This window comes from Streptomyces sp. NPDC107581 (assembly GCF_055657175.1).
This window is the reverse complement of sequence record NZ_JBVKBH010000001.1, coordinates 107381-126319: the sequence shown is the minus strand read 5'-3', so window position 1 is coordinate 126319 and position 18939 is coordinate 107381. Positions and strand designations below refer to the sequence as shown.

13 protein-coding genes and 2 pseudogenes are annotated in these 18939 nt (G+C 71.7%); 14 read left to right on the top strand and 1 reads right to left on the bottom strand.

The window, feature by feature from the left end; genetic code table 11:
• The first annotated feature begins 565 nt into the window (after window positions 1-565).
• The 7 genes and pseudogenes from ssd (at window position 566) to ACZ7P3_RS00545 (ending at window position 5836) form a co-directional block, all read left to right on the top strand.
• On the top strand, window positions 566-1672 hold the full coding sequence (gene ssd, locus ACZ7P3_RS00575; protein ID WP_472078162.1) for a septum site-determining protein Ssd: 1107 nt from the start codon (window positions 566-568) through the stop codon (window positions 1670-1672).
• Entirely contained in the window at window positions 1669-3072 is a 1404-nt protein-coding gene (locus tag ACZ7P3_RS00570; RefSeq protein WP_472078161.1) for a TadA family conjugal transfer-associated ATPase, read from the top strand. Before ssd ends, ACZ7P3_RS00570 begins: the two co-directional genes overlap by 4 nt.
• A gap of 23 nt (window positions 3073-3095) precedes the next feature.
• On the top strand, window positions 3096-3941 hold the full coding sequence (locus tag ACZ7P3_RS00565; RefSeq protein ID WP_472078788.1) for a type II secretion system F family protein: 846 nt from the start codon (window positions 3096-3098) through the stop codon (window positions 3939-3941).
• On the top strand, window positions 3938-4723 hold the full coding sequence (locus ACZ7P3_RS00560; protein ID WP_472078160.1) for a type II secretion system F family protein: 786 nt from the start codon (window positions 3938-3940) through the stop codon (window positions 4721-4723). The genes ACZ7P3_RS00565 and ACZ7P3_RS00560 overlap by 4 nt, the downstream gene beginning before the upstream one ends.
• A gap of 60 nt (window positions 4724-4783) precedes the next feature.
• Window positions 4784-4984, top strand: a complete 201-nt coding sequence (locus ACZ7P3_RS00555) for a DUF4244 domain-containing protein (protein WP_472078787.1) — start codon at window positions 4784-4786, stop codon at window positions 4982-4984.
• Window positions 4971-5333: pseudogene (locus ACZ7P3_RS00550) on the top strand (TadE family type IV pilus minor pilin); the annotation flags it as partial. The gene ACZ7P3_RS00555 and the pseudogene ACZ7P3_RS00550, both read left to right, overlap by 14 nt.
• 137 nt (window positions 5334-5470) lie before the next feature.
• Window positions 5471-5836: an Rv3654c family TadE-like protein gene (locus ACZ7P3_RS00545; protein ID WP_472078786.1), complete on the top strand. Its 366-nt coding sequence runs from the start codon at window positions 5471-5473 to the stop codon at window positions 5834-5836.
• Window positions 5837-6192: 356 nt separating this feature from the next.
• Here ACZ7P3_RS00545 and ACZ7P3_RS00540 read toward each other — a convergent pair.
• A pseudogene (locus ACZ7P3_RS00540) lies at window positions 6193-8667 on the bottom strand (DEAD/DEAH box helicase); the annotation flags it as partial.
• A gap of 81 nt (window positions 8668-8748) precedes the next feature.
• On the opposite strand from ACZ7P3_RS00540, the gene bldG reads away from it, so the two are divergent.
• The 7 genes from bldG to topA all read left to right on the top strand — a co-directional run bounded on the left by bldG (window position 8749) and on the right by topA (window position 18836).
• Window positions 8749-9090, top strand: coding sequence for an anti-sigma factor antagonist BldG (gene bldG, locus ACZ7P3_RS00535; RefSeq protein WP_361119537.1), 342 nt, complete (start codon window positions 8749-8751; stop codon window positions 9088-9090).
• A gap of 157 nt (window positions 9091-9247) precedes the next feature.
• On the top strand, window positions 9248-9685 hold the full coding sequence (locus ACZ7P3_RS00530; protein WP_472078159.1) for an ATP-binding protein: 438 nt from the start codon (window positions 9248-9250) through the stop codon (window positions 9683-9685).
• Window positions 9686-10166: 481 nt separating this feature from the next.
• The gene (locus ACZ7P3_RS00525; protein ID WP_472078158.1) at window positions 10167-12572 is read left to right on the top strand and encodes a sodium-translocating pyrophosphatase; all 2406 of its coding nucleotides are present in this window, start codon (window positions 10167-10169) and stop codon (window positions 12570-12572) included.
• Window positions 12573-12786: 214 nt separating this feature from the next.
• Window positions 12787-13386, top strand: coding sequence for a small secreted protein (locus tag ACZ7P3_RS00520; protein ID WP_472078157.1), 600 nt, complete (start codon window positions 12787-12789; stop codon window positions 13384-13386).
• 238 nt (window positions 13387-13624) lie between these two features.
• Window positions 13625-15166, top strand: a complete 1542-nt coding sequence (locus ACZ7P3_RS00515) for a DUF7059 domain-containing protein (RefSeq protein WP_472078156.1) — start codon at window positions 13625-13627, stop codon at window positions 15164-15166.
• 382 nt (window positions 15167-15548) lie between these two features.
• Window positions 15549-15746: a hypothetical protein gene (locus ACZ7P3_RS00510; RefSeq protein ID WP_472078155.1), complete on the top strand. Its 198-nt coding sequence runs from the start codon at window positions 15549-15551 to the stop codon at window positions 15744-15746.
• 258 nt (window positions 15747-16004) lie between these two features.
• On the top strand, window positions 16005-18836 hold the full coding sequence (topA, locus tag ACZ7P3_RS00505; RefSeq protein ID WP_472078154.1) for a type I DNA topoisomerase: 2832 nt from the start codon (window positions 16005-16007) through the stop codon (window positions 18834-18836).
• The last annotated feature ends 103 nt before the right edge of the window (window positions 18837-18939 follow it).

Here is an 18939-nt window from a genome sequence, read left to right as displayed (position 1 = left end):
CGTAAGGTGGGGCGCGTGGGTTTGCCTGAGAGGGCTCTCGGGTACACCATGGAAGTCACGGATCGTTCGCGACCGTGCTAACCCGGTCCGACTCCTCCCCCCCCGAGTCGGCCGTGGGGACGACCCCCGCTCTCCCCCCCGGCGGGGGTCGTCGCATGTCCGGGTGGGTTTTCTCCCTTCTTTCCGAGGTCGCGAGGCCGGTGAGCGGCAACATGGGCGCTGTTTCGGCATGTCCATGATTGGTTACTCATGGTAATCGCAGGACTGCTCTGTGGAAGTCGTACAGGGATCAGTACAGAGGTCACCGGTATGGGTGACGGCGATATTCACAACCGCTGAGTTGTCCACGGTTTTCGACCAAGATCCACACGATTTCCGGGTTCGCTGCACCGTGATTCCAGCGCGCTCCGACGGCGGCGAGTTCATGGCCGGTTCCGATTGTCGGTGCGGGTATGGCCGGTTCCTATCGGCCGTTCATATGGAGGCCGGTTGCCCGTTCTCCACATCTTTGGGAATCGCGTGGCCGCAGGGGCTGCGCGGGAGTCGCAGCCAAGGGGGATCACACGTGGCCGGAACCGTCACCCATGACCCGTCGCCCGCCACCGGAGAGCGGCCGGGGCGGCCGCTCATCCTCACCGAGGACACAGAACTCCTCGACGACCTGCTGCGCCTGTGCGCGGCCGCGGGCGCCACGCCCGAGGTCCATCACGGCGTGCCCGACCACGGCGGTGGCTGGGAAACGGCCCCGCTCGTCCTCGTCGGCGACGACGCCGCCCGCCGGGTGTGCGGAGCCGCACGCCGCCGCGGAGTGGTGCTGGTCGGACGCGACCAGGACGACCCCGGGGTGTGGAAGAGGGCCGTCCAGATCGGCGCCGACCACGTCCTGATGCTGCCCGACGGCGAGCAGTGGCTGGTCGACCGGATCGCCGACGTCGCCGAGGGCGTCGGCCGCCCGGCCCTCACCGTCGGCATCATCGGCGGCCGGGGCGGGGCCGGCGCGTCCACACTGGCCTGCGCGCTCGCCGTCACCTCCGCGCGTGAGGGGCTGCGCACCCTCCTCGTGGACGCCGATCCGCTGGGCGGCGGACTCGATGTACTCCTCGGCGGCGAAACGGCCGAGGGACTGCGCTGGCCCGCCTTCGCCGCCTCCCGCGGCCGGGTCGGCGGCAGCGCCCTGGAGGAGTCGCTGCCCGAACTGCATGCGCTGCGGGTGCTCAGCTGGGACCGCGGGGAATGCGTCGGAATTCCGCCCCAGGCCGTACGCGCGGTCCTCGCCGCTGCCCGGCGGCGCGGCGGCACGGTCGTCGTGGACCTCCCGCGCCGCCTGGACGACGGAGTTGCCGAAGCCCTCGCCCAGCTCGATCTGGCCGTGCTCGTCGTCCCGGCCGAACTGCGCGCGGTGGCGGCGGCCGGCCGGGTGGCGTCCGCCGTCGGCATGGTCGTACGGGACCTGCGCGTGGCGGTGCGGGGACCGTACGCACCCGGCCTCGACGACCGTGAGGTGGCCAGGCTGCTCGGCCTGCCCCTGGCCGGCGAGGTTCCCGTCGAACCGGCGCTGCTGCGCCCGCACCCGGCCCCCAAGCCGCCCGGCGCGAGTGGGCGCAGCCCCCTGGCTCGCTTCTGCACCGCCTTCTGGGAGCAGGCCCTGGTCGAGGCGGGAGGCACACGGTGACGCTCCCCGGGCTCGACCGGGCCGACGGCGCGGCCCTGCTCGACGGAGTCCGCCGATGGCTGGCCGAGAGCGGCGCCGAACCCACCCCCGCGCGCGTGGCCCAGGCACTGCGGGAACAGGGCCGGGTGCTGGGCGATGCCGAAGTCCTGGGCACGGCCGAGCACTTGCGTTCGGAACTCGTCGGCACCGGCCCCTTGGAGCCGCTGCTCGCCGACCCGAGCGTCACCGACGTCCTCGTGTCCGCCCCGGACCGGGTGTGGGTGGACCGCGGCGGCGGCCTGGAACTGACCTCAGTGGCCTTTTCCGACGCGGCGGCCGTACGACGTCTCGCGCAGCGGCTGGCCTCGGTTGCCGGACGCAGGCTGGACGACGCACGGCCCTGGGCCGATGCCCGGCTGCCCGACGGGACCCGGCTGCACGCGGTGCTGCCCCCAGTGGCCGTCGGCTGCACCTGCCTGTCCCTGCGGGTGGTACGGCCCCGGGCGTTCACCCTCGGGGAACTGGTCGAAGCAGGCACTGTGCCACCCGGAGGCGACCGGATCCTGCGGGCACTGCTGGCGGCCCGGCTGTCCTTTCTCGTCAGCGGCGGCACCGGCAGCGGCAAGACGACCCTGCTGAGCGCCCTGCTCGGCCTCGTCGGGCCCGGTGAACGGATCGTGCTCGCCGAGGACTCGGCGGAGCTGAGACCGGAACACCCGCACGTCGTAAGGCTGGAGACCCGGCCCGCCAACCAGGAGGGCGCCGGCCTGGTCACCCTGGAGGACCTCGTCCGGCAGGCGCTGCGGATGCGGCCCGACCGGCTCGTCGTCGGCGAGGTGCGCGGCCCCGAGGTGGTGCATCTGCTGGCCGCGCTCAACACCGGCCACGAGGGCGGCTGCGGCACCGTGCACGCCAACGCGGCCGCGGACGTTCCGGCCCGACTTGAGGCCCTCGGGACGGCCGCCGGGCTCGACCGGGCAGCGCTGCACAGCCAGGTGGCGGCCGCTCTGTCGGTGGTGCTCCACCTCGTACGGGACCGGTCCGGACGGCGCCGGATCGCCGAGGTGCATGTGCTGGAACGGGACGCCTCGGGGCTGGTGCGGACGGTGCCGGCACTGCGCTGGGACGCACGTGCCTTCGCCCGGGAGCGCGGCTGGGAGCGGCTGCGGGGCCTGCTGCGCGGCGGGTTCGAGAGCGAGAGCGGCGAGACGCGCGAGTTGCGCGAGGTCTACGGGGCGAGCGAGGCCCACGACATGGCCGAGGCCTACGAGGTGCGCGAGGTGGACGAGGTGGACGAGACGAGCAAGGCGGACGAGATGCGCGAGGTGCACGAGATGCGCGGGACCCAGATGGCGCACGAGACGCGCGGGACGCGCCAGATGCACATGAGGCACATGGCACGAGAGGAGCGAGAGGAGTGACGGACGTGAGCACCCAGATGTCGATGAGCGCGGCGGCGGCCTGCGCCGGGGCCGCGCTGTGGCTGCTGGGCGGACGACACTACGGCGTACGGCGGGCACGGCTGCTGCTTGCGGGCGGCGGAGCGGTGACGGCCGGTCCACCTTCCTGGGACCGGGTGACGGGGGAACTGCGACGGATGCGGGGCCGGTTGGGCGCCGAGTGGTGGTCGCTTGCGGCCGGACTGCTGCTCGCACTGCTGGGCGCCTCGCTGATTCCGGTCGTCGCGGGGGCGGCCGGGGTGCCGGTGCTGCGCCGGATGCGGCTGGCCCGCCGGGCCGGGCAAGCCCGGGAGCGGTGTGCGGACGCGGTGATCGGCCTGTGCGGAGCGCTCGCCGGTGAGGTGCGTGCGGGACGCCAGCCGGGTGAGGCGCTGCTGCGGGCCGCACGGGACTGCGACGGGCTGGGTGAGGCGCAGGCGGCCGTGGTCGCGGCGGCCCGGTTCGGCGGGGACGTGCAGGGCGCGCTCGCCGTCGCGGCCCGGCAACCGGGTGCCGAGGGCCTGTTGGGCCTTGCCGCCTGCTGGCGGGTGGCCGTGGACCAGGGCGCCGGACTCGCGGCCGGCCTCGACCGGCTGGAGGGTGCCCTGCGTGCCGAGCGGGACCAGCGTGCCGACCTGCGTGCCCAGTTGGCAGGGGCTCGGGCGACGGCGCTGCTGCTGGCCGCACTGCCCGCCCTCGGGCTGCTCCTCGGATCCGCCATGGGCGCGGACCCGTTGCGCGTGCTGCTGCACAGCGGGGCCGGGCTGGGCTGCCTGGTGGCCGGAGTGCTGTTCGAGGGAGCCGGGATGTGGTGGGCGGCCCGGATCGTACGGGGAGCTGAGGCGCTATGAGCGGGGAAGTCGTCCACAGGCTGGGGATGGCCGTGGCCGCGGCGCTCGCCCTCGGCTGGGCGGCCCGGCAGGTCGAGGTGGTCCGGTGCCGGCGCCGCGTCCGGCGCCGGGTGGCCGGACTGCCGGTCCTGGAGACCGTCCGCCCGGGTCCGCCCTTCGACGTCACGGGCATGCTGCGGCGGTGGCTGCCTGTGGCCGGGGCCGCGTGCGGTGCATGGGCGCTGGTCGGCGGGGTTGCCGGTGCGGCCGTGGGGCTCGGTGTTGCCGCAGCGCTGTGGCGGTGGCGGCGCCGGCAGGCGGAAGCGCACCCGCCGGAGGAGATCGACACGGCGCTCGCCGCCCGTCAACTCCCGCTCGCGGCCGATCTGCTGGCGGCCTGCATCGCAGCCGGCGGCGGCCCGGTGATCGCAGCGCAGGCAGTGGGTGAGGCCCTGGGCGGACCCGTCGGGGACGCGCTGGCGCGGGGTGCGGCCGAGGTGCGGCTCGGTGGCGAACCGGAGGATGCCTGGCGCGGGTTGGCTGCTCTGCCCGGCGCCAGGGCCCTGGCGCGGCTCTTGCAACAGGCCGACGAGTCGGGGCTGCCCGCGGCCGGCCCCGTCGCCCGCATCGCCTCGGACACCCGCGCTGAGTGGGCCCGGGCCGCCACGACCCGGGCGCGCCGGGCCGCCGTGCTGGTCTCCGCGCCGGTGGGGCTGTGCTTCCTGCCCGCGTTCATCGCGATCGGCGTACTGCCCGTGGTGATCGGGCTGGCGGGCGGCGTGGTGGGAGGGGGTGGGGGCTGACCGGGGTGGCGAAGGAGGCACGCGATGAAGACAACCGAACTGGAACGAAAGGGACGTGAGATGCGCAAGAAGACAGAAGAACTGTGGATGCGGTTGCGGGAGCGGTGCCGCCGGGACGCGGGGATGGTGACCTCCGAGTACGCGATGGGGATCGTCGCGGCGGTCGGGTTCGCCTTGCTCCTCTACGAGGTCGTCACCAGCGGCCAGGTCAAGGCGGAGCTGCAGTCCATCGTGAAGCGGGCCCTCAGTGCGCGGATGTGAGCGAGGGGCGGACCGGGGGTTCGTGACCGCGGAGGCGGCCGTGGTGATGTCCGTGCTGGTGGCGTTCACCATGGCGCTGGTCTGGGGGCTGCTCGTGGTGGCGGCCCAGATCCAGTGCGTGGACGCCGCCCGCACGGGCGCCCGGGCCGCCGCCCGGCAGGACCCGCCCGACGCGGTGGTGCGGGTGGCCCGGGAGGCGGCCCCGCGCGGAGCACGGGTGACCGTCGGCCGCGAGGGCGACCGGGTCCGGGTGACGGTGGTGGCCCGACCGCCGGTCCTGACCGGCTTGCCGTTCGAGATCCGGGAGGAGGCCGTGGCCGCGGCGGAGGAGACCGTGGCGTCCGGTTCGGCTACGGCGGCGGAGGAGACCGTGGGGTCCGGTTCGGCTACGGCGGCGGAGGAGACGGCGGTGTCCGGTTCGGATACGGCGGAGGGCGCTGCGGGACCTGGCTCCGGCGCGGGGGAGGTGGGGCCGTGAGGTGCAGCCTGCGTGACCGTCGGTGTTCGGATCGCGGGTCCGCCACGATCTGGAGCCTTGGAGCGATCGCCGTGCTGTGTCTGGTGTTCGGTGCCGTCCTCGCCCTCGGGCATGCCGTCGTCGTCCGGCACCGGGCGGCCGGCGGCGCGGATCTGGCGGCGCTCGCGGCGGCGGACCACTGGGCCGAGGGCGGCGCTCGGGCCTGTGCCGGGGCCGGGCGGGTGGCGGCGGCCCAGGGGGCGCGGCTGGTGCGATGCGCGATCGTCGGCGAGACGTCGGACGTGACGGCGGTGTCGGGGTGGGGGCTGTTCGTGGCGGAGGTCAGGGCCAGAGCGGGGCCGGCGGGGCCGGTGGTGGGGGGACCTCGGACGTGACGGCGGTGTCGGGGCGGGGGCTGTTCGTGGCGGAGGTCAGAGCCGGAGCGGGGCCGGCGGGGCCATGGCGGCGGGACCGATGCTGTCCGTGCTTCCGGGCCAGGCACCCATCCCGGACACCACACCGCTCAGCCGTCCTCCCGCTCCCCCTCCGGTCCCTCGCCCAGCTTCTCGTCCAGCACCTCGTGCGGTGCCGAGTCCGTCCCCTCGTGCGGCCCCACGCCCAGCTTCTCGTGCGGTCCCGTGTCCGGCCCCTCCTGCGGCTTCCTGTGTGGTCCGTGCTCCGGTGCCTCCTCCGGACTCCTGTCCGGTCCCTCCGCCGGCCCCCGCTCCGGTCCCTCCTCCGGACTGCCGTGTGGCCCCTGCTCCGGCCCCGGCTGCTCGTCCGGCGCCCCCCGCAGCAGCACCGTGAGGAGCCGTACCGCCCCCCTCTTGTGCAGTGGGTCGTTGCCGTTGCCGCACTTGGGGGACTGGATGCAGGACGGGCAGCCGGCTTCGCATTCGCAGGAGGCGATGGCCTCCCGGGTGGCGGTGAGCCAGACGCGGGCGGTGTGGAAGGCGCGCTCGGCGAAGCCCGCTCCGCCGGGGTGGCCGTCGTACACGAAGACCGTCGGCAGGAGGGTGTCGGGGTGAAGCGGGACCGAGACGCCGCCGATGTCCCAGCGGTCGCAGGTCGCGAAGAGCGGCAGCATGCCGATCGAGGCGTGCTCGGCGGCGTGCAGGGCGCCACCGAGGATCTCCGGGTTGATCCGGGCCTCGTCCAGCTGGTCCTCGGTGACCGTCCACCAGACCGCGCGGGTGCGCAGCGTACGAGGAGGGAGGTCGAGTTTCGTCTCGCCGAGCACTTCGCCGGTGATGAGACGTCTGCGGAGGAAGGAGACCACCTGGTTGGTGACCTCGACGGAGCCGTAGCACAGGCGGCCGGTGCCCCACGGCACCTCGATGTCCGTCTCCAGGACGGAGATGGACGTGGTGTCACGGGCGACCGTCGAGTACGGCGGATCGGCCTGTTCGACCAGGGCGACCGAGTCCTCCAGGTCGAGGGAGCGCACCAGATAGGTGCGGCCCTGGTGCAGGTGCACCGCGCCCTCGTGCACCGCGGAGTGCGCGGCGCCCGCGTCGACGGTGCCGAGCAGACGTCCCGTGCCCTCCTCGACGACCTGCACGGGCCGCCCGCCCGCGCCCCGGATGTCGGTCAGGTCGGCGGCCCGCTCCCGGCGTGTCCAGTGCCAGGCCTTCGTCCGGCGGCGCAGCAGCTTCGCGGCCTCCAGCTGCGGCAGCAGCTCCTCGCAGGCGGGTCCGAAGAGGGCCAGGTCCTCCTCGGTCAGCGGAATCTCCGCGGCGGCGGCGCACAGGTGAGGGGCGAGGACGTACGGGTTGTCGGGGTCGAGGACCGTCGATTCCACCGGTTGGGCGAACAGGGCCTCGGGATGATGGACGAGGAAGGTGTCCAGCGGATCGTCGCGGGCCACGAGCACCGCGAGGGCGCCCTGTCCGGAGCGGCCCGCACGGCCCGCCTGCTGCCACAGGGAGGCGCGTGTGCCCGGGTACCCGGCGATCACCACCGCGTCCAGGCCCGAGACGTCCACGCCCAGCTCCAGGGCCGTCGTGGCGGCCAGGCCGAGCAGCTCGCCGGAGTGCAGGGCGCGTTCCAGGGCACGGCGTTCCTCCGGGAGGTAGCCGCCGCGGTAGGCCGCGACACGCCGGACGAGCGAGCGGTCGACCTCGGCCAGGCGCTCCTGGGCGATCACCGAGATCAGCTCGGCGCCGCGCCGGGAGCGCACGAAGGCGACCGAGCGCACGCCCTGCACGGTGAGGTCGGTCAGCAGGTCGGCGGTCTCGGCGGTGGCGGTACGCCGTACGGGTGCGCCCTTCTCGCCGTGCAGCTCGGTGAGCGGGGGCTCCCAGAGGGCGAAGACGAGTTCCCCGCGCGGCGAGGCGTCGTCGGCGACCTCGGTCACCGGCAGCCCCGTCAGCCGGCCGGCGGCGACGGCGGGCTCGGCGGCGGTGGCGGAGGCCAGCAGGAACACGGGCGAGGCGCCGTAGCGCGCGCACAGGCGGCGCAGGCGGCGCAGTACCTGGGCGACGTGCGAGCCGAAGACGCCCCGGTAGGTGTGGCACTCGTCGACGACGACGTACTTGAGCGACTTCAGGAAGGAGGACCAGCGGGGGTGGGAGGGCAATATGCCCCGGTGCAGCATGTCGGGGTTGGTGAGGACGTAGTTGGCGTACTGGCGGATCCACTCGCGTTCCTCGAACGGGGTGTCGCCGTCGTACACGGCCGGGCGCACCGCGTTGCCCAGCGGTTGTGAAAGTTCCTTCACCGACCGGCACTGATCCGCCGCGAGCGCCTTGGTGGGGGCGAGGTACAGGGCGGTGGCACCGCGGCCGTTGGGGGCCTCGGAGCCGTCCAGGAGGGCCGACAGGACCGGCACGAGGTAGGCGAGGGACTTGCCCGAGGCGGTGCCGGTGGCGACGACCACCGAGTCGCCGTCCAGGGCGTGCTCGGCGGCCAGTGCCTGGTGGGCCCAGGGGTGCTCGATGCCGTACTCCTGCACGGCCGCGATCACTTCCGAGCGAATTCGATCAGGCCAGACGGCATGCCGACCCGCGCGCGGGGGCAAGTGCTCCGTATGAGTGATGCGCGCGGAGCGGCTCGGCCCGGAGGCGAGCCGGTCCAGGACAGTGCCCGGAGACGGGCGCGACGCCGGGTCCGCCAGGGGTCGATCGGATCGGAGATTCTTGGCCATCGGCACCGAGTGTGTCACTGGCATGACGGACAATGGGGCGAAGGCGTCGTGCACGCCTGCCAGTAAGTGATTGAATGCCATCGCGGCTGGCGATGCGTCCCGGGGGCCGTAAGCCAAGGTGCCCGAGGGGCGACCGCTCGATAGCAAGGTGCTGGAGGATCCGTGGACCTGTCCCTGTCGACCCGTACCGTCGGCGATCGTACGGTCGTCGAGGTCGGTGGCGAAATCGATGTATACACCGCGCCCAAGCTGCGCGAGCAGTTGGTCGAGCTGGTGAACGACGGGAATTTCCACCTCGTCGTGGACATGGAGGGCGTGGACTTCCTCGACTCCACCGGGCTCGGCGTGCTGGTCGGAGGCCTGAAGCGGGTGCGTGCCCATGAGGGCTCGCTGCGCCTGGTCTGCAACCAGGAGCGCATTCTGAAGATCTTCCGTATCACCGGTCTCACCAAGGTGTTCCCGATCCACGCCTCGGTGGACGAAGCGGTGGCGGCCACCGACTGACCCAGGGCCGTTCAGCCGGGTCCGGGCCGCTGGTCGGTCCGGACATCGGTCGGTCCCGCCCCGGGCCGGTGTGCCCGGGGCCCAGAAGTTCATCAGGGGGTGTGGGCTTCGACGGCCCCGCCCCCGTACCGCACGCCCGTAGTCGCGAGGGGGATGCATGGCCACCGTCGAACTCCGCTTCAGCGCGCTGCCCGAGCACGTCCGGACCGCCCGGCTGGTGGCGGCAGCGGTGGCGCGCAGGGCCGGAGTGGACGAGGCCGTCCTGGACGAGGTCCGGCTCGCCGTAGGCGAGGCCTGTTCCCGTGCCGTCGGGCTGCACCAGAGCAATGACATCACCGCACCCGTGAAGGTCGCGCTGATCGAAGACGAGAAACAGTTCTCCATCGAGGTCGGCGACGAGGCTCCGCACGCGGCGCCCGCCGCGCGGGTGGCCGGTGGTGCCGCCGCGGACGCGGACGTGGAGGCCGAGGAGGACGAGATGGGCCTCGCGGTCATCAGCGGCCTCGTGGACGACGTGGAGGTCACCACCGGGGAGAGCGGCGGGCTGATCCGCATGACCTGGCCGACCGCCCCGCCGGCCGCGGCTCTCGTCTGACGCTCTCGTCTGGCGCAGCGCTCTCGACTGACGCTCTCCTCTGGCGCAGCGCACACCGCTGACGCAGCGCACACCGCTGACGCAGCGCACGCGTCTGGCGCAGCGCACACCGCAGACGTAGCGCACGCGGCTGACGCGGCGCACACCGCTGACGCAGCGCACACGGCGCTGAGGAACCGTGCACAGTGCACCGCAAGGGCCCTGCTGAGCAGGGCCCTTCGTGTGTGTCCGGGCGCCGTTCCGGCCTGCCCGGGAATTCGTGAATCAATTCACGATCAATACCCTGATAATTTGATCAAGCATCAATGTGGTCGTCAATGCCTTTGAGGCATTACCACTTTCGGGCCACCTGGCTCGACCTCGATCATTTGCTGAAGAGCACAAGAAGGCCAATTCCGTTTACCGCGCCCTGTTTAGATCACGGCTGGGTACCTACAATCCGTCCACATCTTGAGCTCAGCCCAAGCGTCAAGGAGGACGAATGGCGGGGCTTTCTACCCCTCATCAGTTTGGCCACCCCACAACCTTCGCAGCCGCAGTCCTGACCGACGACAACCGGATCATCGTGGCGGTGATCGCGGCCGTCGCCCTGGCCGCGCTCGTGGTCGCGGGCGTCCTGGTGCGCCAGGTGCTGGCGGCGGGCGAGGGCACCGACAGCATGAAACGGATCGCCGAGGCGGTCCAGGAAGGTGCCAAGGCGTATCTCGCCCGGCAGCTGCGCACGCTCGGCGTATTCGCCGTCGTCGTGTTCTTCCTGCTCCTGCTGCTGCCCGCGGACGACTGGAATCAGCGTGCCGGGCGATCGGTGTTCTTCCTGATCGGTGCCCTCTTCTCGGCGGCCACCGGCTATATCGGCATGTGGCTGGCCGTGCGCAGCAATGTGCGCGTCGCCGCGGCGGCCCGGGAAGCCACCCCGGCCGAAGGCGAACCCGAAAAGGATCTCACCACCGTCTCGCACACCGCGATGAAGATCGCGTTTCGCACGGGCGGCGTCGTCGGCATGTTCACGGTGGGGCTCGGCCTGCTGGGCGCCTCCTGTGTGGTGCTGGTGTACGCGGCCGACGCACCGAAGGTGCTCGAAGGCTTCGGCCTCGGGGCCGCCCTGATCGCGATGTTCATGCGTGTGGGCGGCGGCATCTTCACCAAGGCCGCCGACGTCGGCGCCGACCTGGTCGGAAAGGTCGAGCAGGGCATTCCGGAGGACGACCCGCGCAATGCCGCGACCATCGCCGACAATGTGGGCGACAACGTCGGCGACTGCGCGGGCATGGCAGCCGACCTGTTCGAGTCGTACGCCGTCACCCTGGTGGCCGCGCTGATCCTCGGCAAGGTCGCGTTCGGCGACTCCGGGCTCGCCTTCCCGCTGCTGGTGCCCGCGATCGGTGTGCTCACCGCCATGATCGGCATCTTCGCGGTCGCCCCGCGGCGCACCGACCGCAGCGGCATGACGGCGATCAACCGCGGCTTCTTCATCTCCGCGGTGATCTCCCTCGTGCTGGTCGCGGTGGCGGTCTGGGTCTACCTGCCCTCGAAGTACTCCGACCTCGACGGAGTCACCGACGCGGCCATCCGGAGCAAGGACGGCGACCCGCGCCTGCTCGCCCTGGTCGCGGTGGCCATCGGCATCGTGCTGGCCGCCGTGATCCAGCAGCTGACCGGCTACTTCACCGAGACCAGCCGCCGCCCGGTCAGGGACATCGGCAAGACCTCCCTCACCGGTCCGGCCACCGTGGTCCTCTCCGGCATCTCGCTGGGTCTGGAATCGGCCGTCTACACCGCCCTGCTCATCGGGCTCGGCGTGTACGGCGCGTTCCTGCTCGGCGGCACGTCGATCATGCTGGCGCTGTTCGCGGTCGCCCTGGCCGGCACCGGCCTGCTCACCACGGTGGGCGTGATCGTCGCCATGGACACCTTCGGGCCGGTCTCCGACAACGCGCAGGGCATCGCCGAGATGTCCGGCGACGTCGAGGGCGCGGGCGCACAGGTGCTCACCAACCTGGACGCGGTCGGCAACACCACCAAGGCCATCACCAAGGGCATCGCGATCGCCACCGCCGTCCTCGCGGCCTCGGCGCTGTTCGGGTCGTACCGGGACGCGATCACCACCAACGTGCAGGACGTGGGGGCGAAGCTCACCGGGCCCGGCGCCCCGCTGAGCCTGTCGCTGGACATCTCGCAGCCCAACAACCTCGTCGGCCTGATCGCGGGTGCCGCGGTCGTCTTCCTCTTCTCCGGACTCGCCATCAACGCGGTGTCGCGCTCGGCCGGTTCGGTGGTCTACGAGGTGCGGCGGCAGTTCCGCGAGCACCCCGGGATCATGGACTACACCGAGAAGCCCGAGTACGGGCGTGTCGTCGACATCTGCACCAAGGACGCCCTGCGCGAGCTGGCCACGCCCGGTCTGCTCGCCGTCATGGCGCCGATCTTCATCGGGTTCACGCTCGGTGTCGGCGCGCTCGGCTCCTACCTCGCGGGCGCCATCGGCGCCGGCACGCTGATGGCGGTGTTCCTGGCCAACTCCGGAGGGGCGTGGGACAACGCCAAGAAACTGGTGGAGGACGGTCATCACGGCGGCAAGGGCAGCGAGGCTCACGCGGCCACAGTGATCGGTGACACGGTCGGTGACCCCTTCAAGGACACCGCGGGACCGGCGATCAACCCGCTGCTGAAGGTCATGAACCTGGTCTCGCTGCTCATCGCGCCCGCGGTGATCAAGTTCTCCTACGGCAGTGACAAGAACCTCGGCGTACGGATCGCGATCGCGGTCCTCGCGCTTCTGGTGATCGTCGTCTCGGTGTACGTGTCCAAGAGGCGCGGCATCGCCGTCGGCGACGAGGAGAGCGCGGAGCGGGTGGCCAACTCACCCGATCCGGCGGTGGTTTCGTAGACCGCCTTAACGGGGTCTGTCCAACGGACGGGCGGGCGGCACGTACTGACGTGCCGCCCGCCCGTCTCCCTGTGTGGGCTCGGCCACGTCGTGAGCCTTCTCTCTCAAGGTGTAAAGAGTCACAAAAACTGACTTATGTACCGTCCGGCATGGGGAGGGTCTCGGTCCGCCGTGTAGATTCCGGGGGCCGAGAGCCATGGAAGGGACCGATCCGGTGAACAAGAAGCTCGCGGCCGCACTGTCCGGCGGTGCGGTACTGGTAGTGGCACTGTCGGGGTGCAGCAGCAAGAAGGACAGCGGACCCGATCCCAAGCTGGTGGCCTGGGCCAAGACGGTGTGTGACGCGGTGCCCGCGCAGGACGCGAAGATCAGGGCGGCGAACGCGTCGATCGCCAAGATCGCCACGGACAGCAACCTCCCGCCCAAGACCGCCAAGGAAACGTACTCGCAGGCCTTCCAGGACATGGCCGACGGCTACAAGGCGATCGCCGCGGCCATCAGCAGCGCCGGGGCGCCCCCCGGGGTGTCCGACGGCGCCAAGCGGGAGCAGGACGCCGCCAAGAACCTCAGCGGCCTCTCCTCCTCGTACGCCGACCTGAAGAAGAAGGTCGACGGACTCGACACCAAGGACCAGGGCAAGTTCGCCAAGGGCCTGCACGACGTCGCCGACCAGACGAAGGAGATCGGCCAGCAGAGCAACAGCGGCACCGAGGCGCTCAAGCGGCTGGAGCAGGGCGACGTCAAGGCGGCGATCGCGAAGCAGCCCAGCTGCCAGGTGGCCGCGTCGGCATCGGCCTCGTCGCCGGCCGGCTGACATCTGCCGGCCGGCATGGGCCGCAGCTGATATCGAACGGTCGGCATGGGCCGACCGGCACCGAGCGGCCGACACGGGCCGACTGGCACCGAGCGGCCGACACGGGCCGACTGGCACCGACCGGCCGACACGGGCCGGGCCGGCACCGGTCGGTCGGCGTCGGCCGGGTGACATGGGCCGGCTGACATCTGCCGGCGGCCCGCGCTGAGGCAGCCCCGGGCGGCCGTCGCGGGCCACAATGGGGGGCGTGACTGACACCGGCCTCGCCCCCCTGCCCGCCACCGACCGGCCCGACGTCGCCGCACGCCTGCGCGACGCCCTGCTCGCCACCTCCTTCACCGCCGACGGGCTGCTCGATCTGCTCGGCGCCCCCGCCTATGCGGCGCTGGCCCGCAGCGAGACCGTGCCCGCGCTCCGGGCGACCCGCGGCGACACACCGCTGGAGACGCTCGTACGGCTCTTCCTGCTCCAGCAGCCGGTGCCCCACGCGCGCGTGGCGGCCGTTCTGCCGGTCGAGGAGGCCCTGGAGAGCGGGTGGCTCGTGCGCGTGGGCGGCGACGAGGTGGCCGCGACCGTCGACGTGCGGCCCTACGGCGGTGCCGACGGCGAGGACTGGTTCATCGTGTCCGACCTGGGCTGCGCGGTCGGCGGGGCGGGCGGTATCGGGCAGCGAGGCCGCCAGGCGGACACAGCCGTCGTGCTGGGCGTCGGCGGTGCCTCCACGACCCTCGCCGGCATCACCGTCCGTACGCCCGTGGCTTCGGCGCTCGACCTCGGCACCGGCTCCGGCATCCAGGCGCTGCACGCCTCCCGGCACGCCACGCGCGTGACGGCCACCGACCTCAACCCGCGCGCGCTGCACATCACCGCGCTCACGCTGGCGCTCTCCGGCGCGCCGGCCGCCGATCTGCGGGAGGGCTCGCTGTTCGAGCCGGTCCGGGACGACGAGACGTTCGATCTGATCGTGTCCAACCCGCCCTTCGTGATCTCGCCGGGCGCCCGTCTGACGTACCGAGACGGCGGAATGGGCGGGGACGATCTGTGCCGCTCGCTCGTTCAGCAGGCGGGGGAACGGCTGAACGAGGGCGGGTTCGCGCAGTTCCTCGCCAACTGGCAGCACGTCGCGGGGGAGGACTGGCAGGACAGGATCAGGTCGTGGGTGCCGCGCGGGTGCGATGCCTGGATCGTGCAGCGCGAGGTGCAGGACGTCACGCAGTACGCCGAGCTGTGGCTCAGGGACGCCGGTGACCACCGCCAGGACCCCGCGGAGTACCAGGCGCACTACGACGCCTGGCTCGACGAGTTCGAGGCGCGCAAGGTCAAGGCCGTCGGCTTCGGGTGGATCACCCTGCGCAGGACGGGGGCCGCCGAGCCCTCGGTCACCGTGGAGGAGTGGCCGCACCCGGTCGAACAGCCGCTGGGGGAGGCGATCCGGGCGCACTTCGACCGCCTCGACTACCTCCGGGAGCACGACGACGCGGCCCTGCTCGAAGGCCACTTCAGGCTGACCGCCGAGGTGGTCCAGGAGCAGGTCGGGCTGCCCGGCGCCGAGGACCCGGAGCACGTGGTGCTGCGCCAGCACCGCGGGATGCGCCGCGCCACGAAGGTGGACACGGTCGGCGCAGGCTTCGCGGGCGTGTGCGACGGCACGCTGAGCGCCGGGCGCATCCTGAACGCCATCGCCCAACTCGTCGGCGAGGACCCCGTGTTGCTGCGCGACCGAACGCCCGCGCAGATCCGGCTGCTGGTGGAGCAGGGCTTCCTGGAACCGGTGGTGTGAGGCGCGGTACGGCGGCCGGGCAGGTCGCCGTACCCCGGCTACCCGGGCCGCAGTACCGCTGTCCGGATCACCGACGTATCCCGGTGTCCGGGTCACCGACGTATGCCGGTGTCCGGATCACCGACGTATCCCGGTGTCCGGGTCACCGACGTATCCCGCTGCTCGGATCACTGACGTATGCCGGTGGCACGGGCAGGGGCGCGCCGGGGTCGGGAAAACGGCCGGAAAAAGACGGGTGGCGGCTCCGAAGGGTCTCGTTCGCGTGTCCGTTCGGTATCGCGTCGACCTTCCGTTCACCCTGATGTCGCCCGTCCGTCTCCCGTACGTGCCACTCTCCCCGCGCTGGGTACGGGCGGACGGCACGAAAGGGACGGGCGGGGTCATGGAGAGCGGACCGGCGATCTTCGCGGGAATGGTGTTCGCCCTGTTCGGAGGGGCCCTGCTGGTGTGGACCGGCACCCGGGTGCGGCGCGGTGAACCGGTGGCCCAGGGTGTGAGCCGGGTCGCATCGGTCACCCTCGCCGGCACCGTCGCGGTGGTCTCGCTGGCCCTCGGCGCGTACTGCCTCACCCGCCTCTGACATCGGCGGCCGTGCGGTCGTACGGTAACTGGAGCATTACGCTCCGGACAGGGGTCGGGGGATCGCCGGAGACTCCGGGCGGCAGGAATGGCGGGAGTCGGGTTACCGTTCGAGTGGCCGTTGTGGGCTTTTCCCGTTTGACACGGGGGCGGGATGTACCGTCACACTCCGCAGCGTCACACGAGCCAGAAGCACGCCGCGACCCCGGGACGAAGGTGCCCGGGGAGGCTCCAGCCTCGACCGGAGAGAAGAGCGAAGTTGTCCCCGACCAGCGAGACCGCACAGGGCGGCCGCCGACTCGTCATCGTCGAGTCGCCTGCCAAGGCGAAGACGATCAAGGGCTACCTGGGCCCCGGCTACGTAGTCGAAGCGAGCGTCGGGCACATCCGCGACCTTCCCAACGGCGCCGCCGAGGTGCCCGAGAAGTACACCGGCGAGGTCCGCCGCCTCGGTGTGGACGTCGAACACGACTTCCAGCCGATCTATGTGGTCAACGCCGACAAGAAGGCGCAGGTCAAGAAGCTCAAGGATCTGCTGAAGGACTCCGACGAGCTCTTCCTGGCCACCGATGAGGACCGGGAGGGCGAGGCGATCGCCTGGCACCTCCAGGAGGTCCTCAAGCCGAAGATCCCGGTCAAGCGGATGGTCTTCCACGAGATCACCAAGGAAGCGATCCGCGAGGCCGTCGCCAACCCGCGCCAGCTCAACCAGAAGCTGGTCGACGCCCAGGAGACCCGCCGCATCCTCGACCGCCTCTACGGCTACGAGGTCTCGCCGGTCCTGTGGAAGAAGGTCATGCCGCGCCTGTCGGCCGGCCGTGTGCAGTCGGTCGCGACCCGGCTCGTCGTCGAGCGGGAACGCGAGCGCATCGCTTTCCGTTCTGCTGAGTACTGGGACCTGACGGGCACCTTCGCGACCGGCCGCGCCGGGGATTCGTCGGACCCGTCGTCGCTGGTCGCCCGCCTCCAGACCGTCGACGGCAGGCGGGTCGCGCAGGGCCGCGACTTCGACTCCCTGGGACAGCTCAAGAGCGAGAACATCCTCCACCTCGACGAGGCGAACGCCCGCGCCCTCGCCGCCGCCCTGGAGAACACCCGCTTCTCCGTCCGGTCCGTCGAGTCCAAGCCGTACCGCCGCTCGCCGTACGCCCCGTTCCGTACGACGACGCTGCAGCAGGAGGCCAGCCGCAAGCTCGGCTTCGGCGCGAAGGCGACGATGCAGGTCGCCCAGAAGCTGTATGAGAACGGCTACATCACCTATATGCGTACGGACTCCACGACGCTGAGCGACACCGCGATCGCCGCGGCCCGCGCCCAGGTCACGCAGCTGTACGGCGCCGACTACCTGCCCCCGCAGCCGCGCACCTACGCCGCCAAGGTGAAGAACGCGCAGGAGGCGCACGAGGCGATCCGTCCCTCGGGTGATCGTTTCCGCACCCCGGCGGAGACCGGCCTGACCGGCGACCAGTTCAAGCTCTACGAGCTGATCTGGAAGCGGACCGTCGCCTCCCAGATGAAGGACGCGACGGGCAACTCCGTCACCGTGAAGATCGGCGGCAGCGCCGCCGACGGCCGGGACGTCGAGTTCAGCGCCTCCGGCAAGACGATCACCTTCCACGGCTTCCTGAAGGCCTACGTCGAGGGTGCCGACGACCCGAACGCCGAGCTGGACGACCGTGAGCGCAGGCTGCCGCAGGTCGCCGAGGGCGACGCGCTGTCCGCCGAGGAGATCACGGTCGACGGCCACGCCACGAAGCCGCCGGCCCGCTACACCGAGGCCTCCCTGGTCAAGGAGCTGGAAGAGCGCGAGATCGGCCGCCCGTCGACGTACGCGTCGATCATCGGCACGATCCTCGACCGCGGCTATGTGTTCAAGAAGGGCACGGCCCTCGTGCCGTCCTTCCTGTCCTTCGCCGTGGTCAACCTCCTGGAGAAGCACTTCGGGCGGCTCGTCGACTACGACTTCACCGCCAAGATGGAGGACGACCTCGACCGCATCGCCCGCGGCGAGGCGCAGGCCGTGCCGTGGCTGAAGCGGTTCTACTTCGGTGAGGGCACGGGACACGGCGGTGCGGCCGAGGCCGGCAACGGCGACGGCGACCACCTCGGCGGCCTCAAGGAACTGGTGACCGACCTGGGCGCGATCGACGCGCGCGAGGTGTCCTCGTTCCCGGTGGGCAACGACATCGTGCTGCGCGTCGGCCGCTACGGCCCCTACATCGAGCGTGGCGAGAAGGACACCGAGCAGCACCAGCGCGCAGACATCCCGGAGGACCTGGCGCCGGACGAGCTGAGCGTCGAGCTGGCCGAGGAGCTGCTGGCCAAGCCGAGCGGTGACTTCGAGCTGGGCACCGACCCGCAGACCGGGCACCCGATCGTCGCCAAGGACGGCCGCTACGGCCCGTACGTCACGGAGATCCTCCCCGAGGGCACCCCGAAGACGGGCAAGAACGCGGTCAAGCCGCGCACGGCCTCCCTCTTCAAGTCGATGGCGCTGGACACGGTGACCCTCGAGGACGCGCTCAAGCTGATGTCGCTGCCGCGCGTCGTCGGCACCGACGCCGACGGCGTGGAGATCACCGCGCAGAACGGTCGCTACGGCCCGTACCTGAAGAAGGGCACGGACTCGCGGTCGCTGCAGTCCGAGGACCAGCTCTTCACGATCACGCTGGAGGAGGCGCAGGCGATCTACGCCCAGCCGAAGCAGCGTGGCCGCGCGGCCGCCAAGCCGCCGCTGAAGGAACTGGGCGAGGACCCGGTCTCCAAAAAGCCGGTCGTGGTCAAGGACGGCCGCTTCGGTCCCTACGTCACCGACGGGGAGACCAACGCGACCCTCCGCTCCGGCGACAGCGTGGAAGAGATCACTCCGGAGCGCGGCTTCGAGCTGCTCGCCGAGAAGCGGGCGAAGGGGCCCGCCAAGAAGACGGCGAAGAAGGCCACGGCCAAGAAGGCCGCTCCGGCGAAGAAGACCGCGGCCAAGAAGACGGCGGCGAAGAAGACGACCGCGGCCGCGAAGAAGACCACGGCGAAGAAGACGACCGCGAAGAAGGCGACGGCCTCGAAGGCGACGGCTTCCGGCTCGGAGGAGTGAGGCGCGGTCCTGAGGAATGCCGCGCGGCTCGGAGGAGTGTCGCGCGGCTCGCAGGACCGGTTCCCAGGGCTGAGGACGTCTTCGGAGGGCTGGGGACGTCTTC